Annotated in this window: 12 protein-coding genes; 6 read left to right on the top strand and 6 right to left on the bottom strand. The window is 69.4% G+C overall.

Going from position 1 to position 13,002, the window contains the following annotated elements; translation table 11 throughout:
- The first annotated feature begins 56 nt into the window (after positions 1–56).
- Both DQW50_RS14040 and DQW50_RS14035 read left to right on the top strand, forming a co-directional pair.
- Complete coding sequence (locus DQW50_RS14040) at positions 57–485, top strand: helix-turn-helix domain-containing protein (RefSeq protein WP_112079895.1); 429 nt, start codon at positions 57–59, stop codon at positions 483–485.
- Positions 478–894, top strand: coding sequence for a helix-turn-helix domain-containing protein (locus tag DQW50_RS14035; protein ID WP_112079894.1), 417 nt, complete (start codon positions 478–480; stop codon positions 892–894). The genes DQW50_RS14040 and DQW50_RS14035 overlap by 8 nt, the downstream gene beginning before the upstream one ends.
- 85 nt (positions 895–979) lie before the next feature.
- On the opposite strand, the gene DQW50_RS14030 is transcribed toward DQW50_RS14035, so the two are convergent.
- Positions 980–1,396, bottom strand: coding sequence for a DUF4112 domain-containing protein (locus DQW50_RS14030; protein WP_112079893.1), 417 nt, complete (start codon positions 1,394–1,396; stop codon positions 980–982).
- Positions 1,397–1,469: 73 nt separating this feature from the next.
- A complete protein-coding gene (locus tag DQW50_RS14025; protein ID WP_112079892.1) occupies positions 1,470–3,524 on the bottom strand; it encodes a glycoside hydrolase family 15 protein in 2,055 nt (684 codons plus the stop codon).
- A gap of 222 nt (positions 3,525–3,746) precedes the next feature.
- On the opposite strand from DQW50_RS14025, the gene DQW50_RS14020 reads away from it, so the two are divergent.
- From DQW50_RS14020 to DQW50_RS14010, 3 genes are all read left to right on the top strand, one after another.
- Positions 3,747–4,091 (top strand): co-chaperone YbbN, encoded by a 345-nt coding sequence (locus DQW50_RS14020; RefSeq protein WP_241964439.1) that lies wholly within the window; start codon positions 3,747–3,749, stop codon positions 4,089–4,091.
- A gap of 39 nt (positions 4,092–4,130) precedes the next feature.
- The gene (locus DQW50_RS14015) at positions 4,131–4,334 is read left to right on the top strand and encodes a hypothetical protein (RefSeq protein WP_112079891.1); all 204 of its coding nucleotides are present in this window, start codon (positions 4,131–4,133) and stop codon (positions 4,332–4,334) included.
- Positions 4,335–4,538: 204 nt separating this feature from the next.
- Entirely contained in the window at positions 4,539–5,333 is a 795-nt protein-coding gene (locus DQW50_RS14010) for a PHP domain-containing protein (RefSeq protein ID WP_112079890.1), read from the top strand.
- Positions 5,334–5,388: 55 nt separating this feature from the next.
- On the opposite strand, the gene DQW50_RS14005 is transcribed toward DQW50_RS14010, so the two are convergent.
- From DQW50_RS14005 to DQW50_RS13990, 4 genes are all read right to left on the bottom strand, one after another.
- Complete coding sequence (locus DQW50_RS14005) at positions 5,389–6,627, bottom strand: mandelate racemase/muconate lactonizing enzyme family protein (RefSeq protein ID WP_112079889.1); 1,239 nt, start codon at positions 6,625–6,627, stop codon at positions 5,389–5,391.
- 53 nt (positions 6,628–6,680) lie between these two features.
- On the bottom strand, positions 6,681–7,694 hold the full coding sequence (locus DQW50_RS14000) for a threonine/serine dehydratase (protein WP_112079888.1): 1,014 nt from the start codon (positions 7,692–7,694) through the stop codon (positions 6,681–6,683).
- A 77-nt stretch (positions 7,695–7,771) separates the two neighbouring features.
- Complete coding sequence (locus DQW50_RS13995; protein ID WP_112079887.1) at positions 7,772–8,854, bottom strand: geranylgeranyl reductase family protein; 1,083 nt, start codon at positions 8,852–8,854, stop codon at positions 7,772–7,774.
- 106 nt (positions 8,855–8,960) lie between these two features.
- A complete protein-coding gene (locus tag DQW50_RS13990) occupies positions 8,961–11,156 on the bottom strand; it encodes a thioredoxin domain-containing protein (RefSeq protein ID WP_112079886.1) in 2,196 nt (731 codons plus the stop codon).
- 152 nt (positions 11,157–11,308) lie between these two features.
- Here DQW50_RS13990 and purD point away from each other — a divergent pair, with 152 nt between their 5' ends.
- Positions 11,309–12,592 carry a phosphoribosylamine--glycine ligase gene (gene purD / locus DQW50_RS13985; RefSeq protein ID WP_112079885.1) on the top strand — a complete coding sequence of 428 codons (1,284 nt, stop codon included), beginning with the start codon at positions 11,309–11,311 and terminating at the stop codon, positions 12,590–12,592.
- Positions 12,593–13,002 lie beyond the last annotated feature (410 nt).

Raw genomic sequence — 13,002 nt, 5'->3', positions numbered from 1 at the left:
TCCGGCCGAGACACGTAGCGTGGGTGACCATACCGAGGCCCCACGAGTACGTATCCATGAGCACGGAACCGATCCCGATATCCCGACTCGACGGCACGCACAAGCGGACACAACGGCTCCTCATCGAGGTCGCCGACGTCCTGGGTCACAAGTGGCACCCGGTCATCCTCGCACAGTTGCTGAACGGGGAACCGCACACATTCAGCGAACTCGGCTCAGCGATCGACGACGTGTCGAACAAGATGCTCTCCGACAGCCTCTCGACGCTCCAGGACGCGGGGCTCGTCGACCGCGAGGTCGTGAGCGAGAAGCCGGTCCGGGTCCGGTACACCCTGACCGAACGCGGGCACGACCTCGAGGCGGTCCTCGACCCGATGCTTCGCTGGGGCCGCGAACACCTCGCCGGCGAGGCGATCGCTCGGTCGGACGCCCGAACGTCGTTGCGTCGTTCGGGCGCGATCGGCGGGGAGGTCGCCGATGAGTAGTCGCACCGATCCGCCCCGTGAGGGGTCGATCGACCGGGGCTTCACGCTCCGTGGTGAGCGCGGCAGTGGCACGGAACCCTCCGTGTCCGAGCCGTCCCGGGACGACGTCTTCCGGACCGTGTTCGGGCTCGGTGCCGCCGACGTCCGGACCTACGACGCGGTGGACGAGGTTCCGAGCTCGACGACCCGGGAACTAGCCGACCACCTCGACCGGGACCGTAGCAACGTGAACCGGTCGTTGAACCGGCTGCGGGAGGCCGGACTCGTGACGCGAGTGCGCCGACTGCTCGACTCCGGAGGGCACGTGTACCAGTACTCCGTCGTCTCGGACCACACGACCGAGGACGTCGTCGCCCGGGCGGTCGACCGATGGCGGTCGACGGCGCTCGACGTGGCCGCGTCGGAGTAGGGACCCTCCCGCTCGGCTCGGCGCCGGCGCCCGGGAAATCTCGGGAAGGCTCCGCTCGCCCTCGACTACAGCCCGTCACCGACGGCTACTTCCGGGGTGTTCCGGTCGCGAGGTCGTCCAACGCCAGTTCGAAGTTGCGCTTGTTCGCCTTCCAGACGGCGTCGAAGAGGTCGCCCGCGACCGGGACCGTCCCCGCGATCACGTCCACGGAGACGTTCGCGATCATTCTGAGCAGCGTCGCGTAGGACACGCCGAGGCGGGCCGCCTCGAGCACGATGTACAGTGAGAACGCGCCGCTGAGTACGTCGCCCGCGCCCGGGAGGACGCCGAGCAACGGATCGATACCGATGCGGTAGTCCGCTCCCGGAACGCGGATCCCCTCGTCGAGGACGTACGCCACGAACCGCATCCGCTCGACCGCCGCCCGGTCGACCGACCTCGGCAGGCGCTCTATCCGCTCGTCGAACTCGGTCAGCAGGGCGCTCTCCCGTTCACCCGTCATAGGTTCCGTACGGGCCCCCGCCCGATAACCGTGGTGTCGACGCGTCGCACGCGACGACGCGCGTCGGTACGTCTCAGTCGGCGCGGCCGCCGGGCGCGAGCCCGAACGCCTCGTCGCGGACGTGGTTCTCGACGAGCAGCAGGTACGTCGCCTGGCTCCACTGGAGGTTCGAGTTCCACCGGACGTCGCCGCTCCCGTCGACGCGCTCGGGGAGGAGGCCGGCGGTCGTCGTCCACTCGTGGGCGTCCTCGAAGACGTGGTCCGCGACGGCGTCCGGGTCGGTTCCGCCGAGCCAGCGGGCGACGTCGGCGTACGCCTCACAGAGCGGCCAGCCGCCGTCCTCGACGGTCCCCGTGGGCGTGTAGCGGTCGCCGGGGTACCGACCGAGGCAGGGCGTGTCGCCCGCGACCCACGCCTCGTCGTCGGTGGCGGCGAGCGTCGCGGTGACAGCGTCGCCCTCGGGTTCGACGACATTCCACGGCCAGACCGCCATGAACGACGCGGCGTCCGGTCGGGCGTCGGCCGGCGGGTCGGACGGCGTCTCCGGGCTGTCCGCCGTGACGAGCGCGTCGCCGTACGGCGTCGGCTTGAAACAGTACGTCTCGACGTTGTCCGCCCACACCGCGGCCCGCTCGCGACACTCCTCGGCGAAGGAATCCTCGTCGCGCGCGTCGGCGAGCTCGCCCATCGCACGGAGGCCGGCGATCGCCGCGGCCGTCCCCTCGGTGCTGTGACCCCATATCTCCTCCCACGGGTCCTGGTGTTTCTCCGGGAAGCCGTAGCCGTTGTCGTACGAGAGCAGGAACTCCGCCGCTCGCTTCGACATGTCGTAATGGGTCTCGAGCAGGTCGTCGTCGCCGGTCTCCCGCCAGACGAGCCAGTGAGCGTATATCGGGCCGCCCACCTGATCGAGCTGGAGCGCCCGCCAGTGGGGCTCGCCGGTGACGTAGTAGTTCTGCCACCACGTCCCGTGTCGGTCGATCCCACGGTCGTCGACGACGTCGCCGGTGATCTGGTTCTCGTCGAACCACCGGAGCGCGAGCCGTGCCTCATGCTCGGCCCCGGCCGCGATCAGCGCCTGCGTGATGATCACCTGATCGCGCGGCCAGATGAACTTGTACGTCATATCGCTCGGCTTGAACGCGCCGGCGATGACGCCGCAACAGCCGTCCTGTGCGCACTTCATCGCCGTCAACGACCGCTCGTAGAGGTCGTCGGCTACGGGGTCGTCGGTCGGCCCGTCCGAGACCGTCTCGTGCCACTCCTCCCACGCCGTCGCGAACGACTCCCGTTCGGCTGCGTACCCCCGGTCGAGGAGGCGCAGGGCGTGTTCGACCGCCACGTCCTCGCCGTAGCCGAACCCGACGCCCGTGAGCCACGACGCCGTGTCGGTCTCGCCGACGTACAGCCCGACGCCCACGTCGAGGTTCCCCTCGGCCCGCTCGGCGTCGGCGACGAAGCCGTCGTTGCCCTCGTAGACGTCGGCCCACGCGCTCCGTTCCGGGCCGGTCGAGACTCCGGTGTGACCGATCCGGCGACCGTCGAACCCGCGCTTTCCGTGGCGGTCCTGTGCGATCGCCAGCCACCGGTCGCCGTCCGTCGCGACCACCAGCTCCGCGCCGTCCCGCTCCGTGACGAACGCCTCCTGGACCGCGTTGGGGTCCTCGTGGTCGTGACCGTGGATCCCGAGGTCGGCGACGGTGTAGAAGGTCCGCTCCGCGACCGTCTCGAACTCGGCGTCGGTGCGGATCAGGAGGCCGCAGGTGTCGACGCTGGCGACGACCCGTTGCGTGAGGGTCCCGGTCGACCCCGGCTCGTCGAAGCGGTTCTCGAGGGTTATCTCGGGGACACGGCTCGACGCGTACGAGACGTCACCGGCGACGGCGTCGTCGCGGGCGTCCAGCGTGTGTCCCTCGTCGGCGTTCCACGCGAGTGTGTGGAGGTCGTAGAACAGCTCGATGTCGGACCGGAACGCCGACGTCTCCTCGATGATCGCCCCGTGACGGCCGCGTTCGGGGTCGTCGTAGCTGTTCGCCGTCAACAGGACGTTCGCACCGTCGTCGCGCGGCGCGCTGAGGATCGCGTCCTTGTCGCTCGGTACCGACGGTGCGTTCGACTCGACTGGCATGGGCAGTAAACGATTACCACGCTGATAAGTCCGGGGCGGGCGTGTACGCTCGGCACCACTCGCGGGGGCACCTCCCGCCTGAACACCACTCGCAGGGGCACCACCCGCCCGGGGAACCCGTGGGGGACGCTCCCGTGCGCACTGCCCGGCGGTGACCGGACGGTAACCCGCTTACCTCGCGGTTCGCGAAGGGACATCCCTCCACGGAGCCTAGGAAGCTCCATGTCATCCGACTCGGTTTCCGGCGGCGGTGCGGACACGAACGGCATCGTCGACGTGGAGAGCGCGGAGTCGTTCCGCGAGATCGTCACAGCGAACGAGCGGGTCGTCGTCGACTACTTCGCGGACTGGTGCGGGCCGTGTAAACAGCAGACGCCCATCCTCGAAGAGCTCGCGGGCACCGTCGACGCCCCGGTGCTCGGCGTCGACACCGACGAACACGCCGGACTCGCAGCCGAGGCGAGCGTCCGATCGATCCCCACCGTGGCGATATACCGCGACGGCGAGGAGGTCGAGCGGTTCGTCGGCGTCACGGGTGCGGACGAGATACGGGCGGCGTTGGCGTAGGAGACGGCACGGTTCCCCGACCGCCTCGCGGACGCGTTCATGCGCGCGTACCTCTCCGTGACCGACGAGTACGAACTCCCGCCGCACGTCGCGGCCGCCGTCGACGACGCCCGCGTCCGGGTCGACGCGGAGTTCGCCGATGACCCCGACGCCGACCTGCGTAGAGAAGTGATCCCGGCGTTCTACAGAGAAAGCAAGGCGAGTGCCTCGGGGCTTGACCCCGAGGCGGTTCACTCCCCGTGACGACACCCTCCCGTGACCATACCCGTCTCCCGTCCTCGCCGAGCACCTCGCCACCGCCCTCGTCCTCACCGAGCGACTCGCCACCACCCTCGTCCTCACCGAGCGACTCGCCACCGACCCCCGATCCGCTGACGCCATCACGTCGAACGACCGCCCGCCTTCGACCACCGCAAACTACGTGAATCCCGCGGACCGACCCACGGTGTGTACGATTACCACGTCCACTCCACCTACTCCGACGGGTCGTTCCTGGAGCGGATGGTCACAGCGGCGGAGGCTGCCGGTCTCGACGGGGTCGGGATCGCCGACCACTGTTCCGTGATCCCCGACGGGACCGCCGAACGACGGAAGCGACTGCTCGGGTTCAACCTCGATGCGACCTACGGGCGACGCCGAGAGGCGATCGCGGTCGCCCGCGAACGCGTCGACGTCCCCGTCTTCGACGCCGTCGAGATGGACTACCATCCCGACCACGAGGCGGCGATCGGGGGCTTCCTCGCGGAGGCCGGCTTCGACTACGCGATCGGTAGCGTCCACGACCTCGAGGGCGTCAACGTCCACGCCCGGTCGTACTTCGCCGACCGGTCGGAGGTGGAGCGTCGCGACCTCGTCGACCGCTACTTCGAGAAGCTGGTCGCGCTGGTCGACTCCGAGCTGTTCGAGGTCGCGGCACACCCCGACCTGGTCGAGCGGAACCCGCACCTTCGCGGGTTCGCGACGGCGGACCACTACGAACGGGTCGCGGCGGCGTTCGAGCGATCGCGGACGGTCCCGGAGGTCAACGCGGGCCGGCTCCTCGACGACTACGGCGAGTTCCACCCCGCGCCGGCGTTCCTCGACGCGCTCGTCGACCGCGGCGTGAGCGTGACGGTCGGGACAGACAGCCACGAGCCGGATTCGATCGAGCCGCGGGCGGTCGGGATCCGTGAGGAACTCGCCGAGCGCGGGCTCGACCCGGTCGCGATCGAAGCCACGACCGCGGGGACGCGGGGCGACTGACTTCGCTACCGCTCAGTCGGACGCCGGAAATCGGAGAATTCCGAGCTTGACGACGCTACGCTTCGTCAAACAACTCCTCGCCGTCGACCATGTGCTCCTCGACGGCGTCCATGTCGAGGGTGACGCCGAGTCCGGGCTGGTCGGGGACTTCGATGTACCCGTCCTCGATGACCTCCTCCTCGACGAGGTCGCCCCACCAGCCGAGCTCGTAGGAGTGGTACTCGACGGCAAGCGAGTTCGGGATCGCCGCCCCGACGTGGGCGGCCGCCATCGTCGCGACCGGGGAGGCGACGTTGTGCATCGCGACCGGCACGTAGTACTGGTTCGCCACGTCCGCTATCTTGCGCGTTTCGCGCATCCCGCCGACCTTCGGCAGGTCGGGCGCGACGATGTCGACCGCCTGGTTCTCGATGAGCCGTCGAAGTTCGGTGACGCGGTAGCGGTTCTCGCCGACCGCGATGGGAGTCGTCGTCGACTTCGTGACCTCCTCTTGAACCTCCAGGTTCTCCGGCGGCACGGGGTCCTCGAGCCACCAGACGTCGTACTCCTCGATGGCCTCGGCGAGCCGCTTCGCGGAGCCGCCCGAGAAGGTCCAGTGACAGTCGAAGGAGACGTCGGCCTCGTCTTTCACACGTTCGGTGACCGTCTCGACGATCTCCGCCTTGTGGCGGATCTCGCCCGGTCGGAGGTGCCGGTTGGCGCGGTCCTTCTCGAACCCGGACGGCACGTCGAGGTCGAACTTGAGCGCGTCGTACCCGAGCTCCTCGACGACGCGTTCGGCCTCGTCGGCACACGCCTCGGGGTCGGCCTCCTCCTCGGTGTGACAGTCACAGTAGACGCGCATCCGGTCGCGGTACTTCCCGCCGAGTAGCTGGTAGGCGGGAACCTCGAGGACCTTCCCCGCGAGGTCGTGAAGCGCCACCTCGATCCCCGAGATGGCCGTGACGGTGACCCCCTCGACGGAGCCCTCGCCCGACATCTTCTGGATCAGGTGCTCGTAGAGGCGGTCGATGTCGAGCGGGTTCTCGCCGATCACGAACGGCTTCATCCGCGCTATCAGCTCCGGCACGCCCGCGCCCCAGTACGCCTCGCCGGTGCCGACCACGCCCGCGTCGGTGTAGACGCGCACGAGGGTCCACGGGAAGTTCCCGTCGACCATCGTGGTCTGGACGTCCGTGATCTCGAGGTCACGGTCACCGCCGCGTGACCGGGTTACGTCCATCGTCTCGGCGGAGAGCTCCCGCATCGTGTACTCCGCGTTCGGGTCGTGAAGCGACTCGTAATTTAGGCTCATACTAGGGATTTAATTCGGATCATAGTAAGTGTTTATCCTCCGTCAGCCGTCGGTCACTTCAGGATCGACAACAGCCGTTCGGGGTCCATGTTCCGCCCCGATATCGGGAGGACGACCGTCCGTCCCGTCAGTTCGTCCGCCATCCCCCGCATGGCCGCGAGGCTCGCGGCGGAGGCGCCCTCCGCGACGATCGTCTCTTCGGCGAAGAAGTCGCGGATCCCCTCCCGGAGGGCCGCGTCGCTCACGAGCCTGAACTCGTCGAGGTGCTCGCGGAGGATCTCGGTCGTCAACGCGAAGGGGGCGCGCGTCGAGATGCCCTCGGCGAACGTCTCCATCCGATCGTGCGGCTCGAGGCTTCCCTCCTCCCACGCTCGGTACATCGCCGGCGCGGCCTCCGACTGCGCACCGACCACCGTCGCGTCCGTGAGTCGCCCGACGGTAAGCGAGTAGCCCGACGCGCTCGAGCCGCCGCCGACCGGACAGAACAGGTAGTCGATCTCGGGGAGGTCCTCGACCACCTCGAGACCCGCCGTCGCGACGCCCGCGATGAGGTCCGGCTCGTTCGCCGAGTGGACGTACCGGTACCCCTCCTCGATCGCCAGCGACTCCGCGAGCTTCCGGGCCTCGTCGAACTCGTCCCCGTGCTGGCGGACGTCCGCGCCGAGCCGCTCCATCGCCGTCACCTTCGACGGGTTCGCGTCCTCGGGGACGACGATCGTCGTCGGCACCCCGAACTCCCTGCCCGCGTACGCCACCGACTGGCCGTGGTTACCGGTGCTCGCCGCGATCAGGCCGGGATCGGCGAACGACTCGTCGATCCCCGAGACGAGGTTCATCCCGCCCCGAACCTTGAACGCACCCGTCGGGAGCGTGTCCTCCCGTTTCAGGTAGACGTCGGCGTCGAACGCCGCCGAGAACGGCTCGCTTCGCACGAGCGGCGTCCGCGGGAGGGACGCTTCGATGCGCTTCCGGGCGCGGTAGACGTCCGCCGTCGTCGGCGCTGTCAGGTCGTGATACGGGAAGACTGTCGTCTCGTCGGGGGATTCGACGGGTTCGTATACGGGCATACGTCGCCCAGCACCCCGTCCGTAGTAATGGTTCCGGCGGCAGCCGGCTCGCCACGCCGGGACCCCCCCGGAACGGGCTAGGAGAACAACCGCCGGAGGTGTTCCCGCGAGAGGAACGAGGACGGGCGGTCCATGTGGACCCCGATCTCCCCCGAGAGCGCCCGCAACCCGAGGTGCTGGACCGGCTCGGGCAGGGAGTAACACGCCCGGATCAGTTTCCCGAGGCGGATCTCGGTCGCCAACTCCTCGCGCCACCCCGCCTCGTAGTCGGCGAGCGTCGACGGATCGGTCGGGTCGACCGTCCGGACGGCGACGTCCGCGGCGGTCATCCCGTAGAGGATCCCGCCGCCGGTGAACGGCTTCGTCTGGGCCGCGGCGTCGCCGATAAGGAGGACCCGGTCGGTCGTCACCGAGTCGGGCGGGCCGATCGGGATGGCCCCCGAACAGAAGTCCTCGGTCTCCGCCCCGTAGGCGTCGGTCAGCCGATCGAAGCGAGCCGACACGTCGTCGCCGGGCGGCGCGGCCAGCCCATACTCGACGCCGGCGTCGCCGCGCGGGATACGCCAGGCGAAGAAGCGCGGCGCGGTGAGGTGGACGTCGACGTAGTCGCGGTCGTCCGGCTCGGGGTCGAACGCCAGGACGCCGTGGAGGAGCTCGTTTGGCTCGTCGATCCCAACGTCGCGGCGCACACGCGAGGTCGGCCCGTCACACCCCGCGACCATGCGCGCCTCGACCGTCTCGGTCCCGCCGCCGGCGACGCTGACCTCGACGACGACGCGGTCCGCCCGCTCGTCGATCCCGGTGACGGTGTGCCCCTCGCGGACGTCCGCGCCAGCCTCGCGTGCACACTCGGCGAGCGTGCGGTCGAGCCCGACCCGATCGATGGCGTTCGAGACCGCCTCGCGCTTATAGAACCGGTACGGCTGTGACCCCGGCCCGTCGACGTGAAACCGCGCGCCGAATATCTCGTTCTGGAACAGCTCGTCCCGCGCGTCCTCGGGGACGTACTCCCAGAGGTCGGTCGAGACGTGCCCGGAGCAGGCCAGCGGCTCGCCGACCGTCCCCTTCTCGAACGCGACCACGTCGTATCCCTCCTCCGCAACCCGGCGGGCGAACCGCGACCCCGGCGGGCCCGCACCGACGACGACGAAGTCGTACATACCCGGCGTTGGCGGTCCTGGTATATAAACAACGGATCCCTAACCCGTCGGACGCCCCGCCCGACGTGACGTGTCCCCGACACGCTCGGTCGTTCCGCTCTCCGGCTCACATCCGTTCGTCGAGCCACGAGAGCGCGCCGTCGATGTCCGTCGCGGGCGGCGAACAGACGAACCCCTCACAGACGTAGACGGTCGGTTCGTCGCCGTCGGCGTCGCGTTCCTTCCAGACCGGCGGCGCGTCCGCGAGGTCCAGACGGTCGAGCCACCCGTCGAGCCCGTTGGACGTCGGCGGCCGCCTCGTGACGATCGCTCCCGGGAGGTACCGGCCCGCGAGGGCCTCCCGCCACGGCGGCGGGACTTCGTCGGCCGCGATCGTCACCTCGATCCCGCCGCCCTCGACGCGTTCGGCCGCGCGGACCAGGGACACGTGTTCGAGCGGGCTTGCGCGGATCCGATCTGTATGGGTCTCCACGACCGTCTCGGCGACCGACCGGAACCGGTCGTCCGTCCGAAATCCGTCGAGGATCGCGAGGATCTCGACGGCGCCCCCCAGACTCGACGGGAGCGAGCGGTCCGCGAATTCCTGTGGCCGAGCGAAGAGCATCCCGTCTCCCGCCGTCCCGTCGGCGTCCGTGTCGGGCGCCCGGGTGAAGTAGATCGTCCCCGCGTCCGCGTCGTAGAAGTCGTCGAGGAGCGCCTCAGCCAGCTCCAGCGAGAACGCGAGCGCCTCGACGTCACCCGTGGCGGAATACACGTCGAACGCGCCGCGCGCGAGGAACGCGTAGTCGTCGAGATATCCGGGTCCGGCCACGTCGCCATCGAGCCAGCGTCGGTCGAGTAGCCCCTCCTCGGTGTCGTACAACCGATCGCGACAGAACTCGAGCGCCTCCACAGCCAGATCGGCGTACGACTCGTCCAGCACGGCTCCCGCGGCCGCGAACGCCGATATCGCCCGGCCGTTCCACGACGCCAGCACCTTCTCGTCTCGGGCGGGCCGGGGACGCTCCTCGCGAGCCTCGAACAGCGCCGTCCGCGCGGTCCCGAGGACCTCCCGGACCTCGGCGGGCGAACGGTCGTGTTCCGCCGCCAGATCCTCGATCGAGGCCGATAGCGTCGGGACCGTCGTTCCGTGCTCGAAGTTCCCACCCGGTTCGATCCCGTACCGGGATCGCGCGATGGATGCTGCCGGCTCGTCCAAGACGGCGTCGACCTCCTCGGGCGTCCACGCGTAGAACGCGCCCTCGATCCGCTCTGTGGAACCGTCGGGACCGTCCCCGCCCCGGCTCGCGGGTGGCGGGCTCCGGGCGTCGAGGGTACTGAAGAACCCACCCTCGGGGTGACGAAGCTCGCGTTCGACGAACGCCAGCGACTCGGCGGCTACGCGGGCGTACCCCGCGTCGTCGGTGAACCGATGTGCGTCGAGGTACACCATCGGGAGCTCGGCGTTGTCGTACAGCATCTTCTCGAAGTGAGGGATCGTCCAAGTGCGGTCGACGGCGTAGCGGTGGAACCCACCGCCTATCTGGTCGTACATCCCGCCCCCTGCCATCCCGTCGAGGGTTCGCGTGGCCGCCCGCAAGGGTTCCTCGCGGCCACCCCGCACAGCCGCCCGCAACAGGAGGTCGACCCGCCCCGGCATCGGGAACTTCGGTCCGCTCGTGCCGAACCCGCCGTGTTCCTCGTCGACGCTCCGAATCGCGGTCGCGGCCGCCTCCTCGAGGAGTTCCGAACCGGGCGGGCCGCGATCCCCGACCGTCTCGTCGGGCTTCGGGACGGACTCGAGCTCGTCGCGCGCGCTCGCGGACCACTGCTCGGCGCGACGTTCCATCTCCGCGCGCTGTTCGGGGTCGCTCCAGGAGTCGGCGATCCGGCGACACAACCCGGGGAACGAGGGGTGATTCCCCCGCGGCTCCGGCGGGAAGTACGTTCCGACGTAGAACGGTTTGCCGTCCGGCGTACACCACGCCGAGAGCGGCCAGCCGCCGCCGCCCGTGACGAGCTGTGAGACCGTCATGAACGTGCTGTCGACGTCGGGACGCTCCTCGCGGTCGACCTTGACCGGGACGAACGACTCGTTGAGTAGCGCCGCCGTCTCCTCGTCGGCGAAGCTCTCCTCCTCCATGACGTGACACCAGTGACACGCGGAGTAGCCGATGGAGACGAACACCGGCACGTCGTGTTCGTGGGCGCGCTCGAACGCCTCGTCGTCCCACGGCTGCCAGTTCACCGGGTTGTCGGCGTGCTGTTGGAGGTACGGGCTCGCCTCGTCGGCGAGCCGGTTCCGTTCGGTCGGCTGTGACATGGACCGGGTTGGATCGCGTCCCGGAAAAACCCCGCTGTACGGAACCGTTGCTCGAGTCGACACCGGGGCCGTACCGAGCAGATCCATAGAGATGGATCGAACGGCGAACAGAGAGGGGAAGGCTTACACTCCTATGCGGATATCCGTCGCGCATGACGGAGACCGTACTCCTCGTCGGCGGCGGCGGCCGTGAGCACGCTATCGCCCGCGCGCTCGCCGACGACTGTTCGCTGTACGCCTGTGCGAGCAACCGAAACCCCGGTATCCGCCGGCTCGCCGACGGCTTCGAGACGGTCGAGGAGACCGACGCCGACGCGATCACCGCGTTCGCGGTCGAGATCGGTGCGGACCTCGCGGTCATCGGCCCCGAGTCGGCGCTCGAAGCCGGCGTCGCGGACGCCCTGGACGACGCCGGCGTGTACGCGTTCGGCCCCCGGGAGTCGGAGGCCCGCCTGGAGACGGACAAGGCGTACCAGCGGCGGTTTATGCGCGAGGCGGACGTGCCCGGCTGTCCGGACTTCGAGGTGTTCGACGACATGGGGGCCGCCTGCGCGTACATCGACGAGTACGACGGCGACCTCGCGGTGAAGCCCGCCGGCCTCACCGGCGGCAAGGGTGTGAAGGTGATCGGCGACCAGGTCACCGCCGGGGAGGCGAAGGCGTACCTCCGCGACGCCGACTACGACCGGGTCGTCCTCGAGGAGCGGCTCGTCGGCGAGGAGTTCACGATTCAGGCGTTCGTCGCCGACGGCGAGTTCCGGGCGACGCCCGCCGTCCAGGACCACAAACGGGCCTACGAAGGCGACGAGGGGCCGAACACGGGCGGGATGGGCTCGTACTCGGACACCGGGTCCTCGCTCCCGTTCATGCAACCGGGTGACTACGAGGCCGCCCTCGACGTGCTCGACGCCGTCGTCGGCGCCCTCCCCGACTACAAGGGCGTCCTCTACGGACAGTTCATGTTGACCGCCGAGGGGCCGAAGGTCGTCGAGTTCAACGCGCGCTTCGGCGATCCCGAGGCGATGAACACGCTACCGGTGCTCGAGACGCCCTTCATCGACGTGTTGACCGCCGCTCGCGACGACGAGCCGTTGCCGGCGCTCGAGTTCTCGGGGGAGGCGACGGTGTGTAAGTACGCCGTGCCCGACGGCTACCCGGTCGACCCGGACAGCGGAGCGAAGATCGCGGTCGACGAGGAGAGCGTCGGCGACGCGTTGCTCTACTACGCGAGCGTCGACGAGCGCGAGGACGGTCTCTACACCACCACGTCGCGGTCGTTCGCGGTGGTCGGCCTCGGCGACTCCATTGCAACCGCCGAGGCCGAGGCGGACACAGCGCTGTCGGCGGCCGGCGACCGCGTCCGGGTCCGCCACGACATCGGAACGCCGGAACTGCTCGAGGAGCGCGTCGAACACATGGCCGAGCTTCGGGAGTAGCTCGGAGCGACCGAACGGGAGGAGTCGAGACTGGAGCGAAAGCCGCGTGGCGAACAGGCGGTCATCGTCTCCTCACGGCGGTCGACCGCACACCCGCCCAGGCCTGCCGTGAGCCGTCGACGTGTCGTGGGGGCTCTGGTCCCGCCATCGGGTTTAAACCCTCGTCGCCGGCGTCGGGGACGGCGCACCATGGGCGTCGGGGACGGCGCACCATGGGCGTCGGGGATGGCGCACGATGAGAATCGGCGGGGCGCGCGCTCGGATCCGATAACGAGGGACTAACTTTCCTTGCCGTCGAGAGTCACGGAGACGTATGCCAGCAGACTTCCCGGACTCGGTAACGGTCGATTACACCGACGGCGAGGGTGAGGACCCGAGCGATTACCCGTCGCTCCAGCACAAGATCGAGA

Origin of the sequence: Halorubrum sp. 48-1-W (assembly GCF_003287355.1) — an archaeon.
Classification (GTDB): domain Archaea; phylum Halobacteriota; class Halobacteria; order Halobacteriales; family Haloferacaceae; genus Halorubrum.
Note: the sequence above shows the minus strand (reverse complement) of the source record. Positions and strands in the feature narration are given on the sequence as shown.

Excerpts from the sequence above, each read along its gene's own strand:
- DQW50_RS14030 (WP_112079893.1), bottom strand. The coding sequence starts at position 1,396 with ATGACGGGTGAACGGGAGAGCGCCCTGCTGACCGAGTTCGACGAGCGG.
- DQW50_RS14035 (WP_112079894.1), top strand. The coding sequence starts at position 478 with ATGAGTAGTCGCACCGATCCGCCCCGTGAGGGGTCGATCGACCGGGGC.
- DQW50_RS14020 (WP_241964439.1), top strand. The coding sequence starts at position 3,747 with ATGTCATCCGACTCGGTTTCCGGCGGCGGTGCGGACACGAACGGCATC.
- purD (WP_112079885.1), top strand. The coding sequence starts at position 11,309 with ATGACGGAGACCGTACTCCTCGTCGGCGGCGGCGGCCGTGAGCACGCT.
- DQW50_RS13995 (WP_112079887.1), bottom strand. The coding sequence starts at position 8,854 with ATGTACGACTTCGTCGTCGTCGGTGCGGGCCCGCCGGGGTCGCGGTTC.
- DQW50_RS14015 (WP_112079891.1), top strand. The coding sequence starts at position 4,131 with ATGCGCGCGTACCTCTCCGTGACCGACGAGTACGAACTCCCGCCGCAC.
- DQW50_RS14040 (WP_112079895.1), top strand. The coding sequence starts at position 57 with ATGAGCACGGAACCGATCCCGATATCCCGACTCGACGGCACGCACAAG.
- DQW50_RS14025 (WP_112079892.1), bottom strand. The coding sequence starts at position 3,524 with ATGCCAGTCGAGTCGAACGCACCGTCGGTACCGAGCGACAAGGACGCG.
- DQW50_RS14000 (WP_112079888.1), bottom strand. The coding sequence starts at position 7,694 with ATGCCCGTATACGAACCCGTCGAATCCCCCGACGAGACGACAGTCTTC.
- DQW50_RS14005 (WP_112079889.1), bottom strand. The coding sequence starts at position 6,627 with ATGAGCCTAAATTACGAGTCGCTTCACGACCCGAACGCGGAGTACACG.
- DQW50_RS13990 (WP_112079886.1), bottom strand. The coding sequence starts at position 11,156 with ATGTCACAGCCGACCGAACGGAACCGGCTCGCCGACGAGGCGAGCCCG.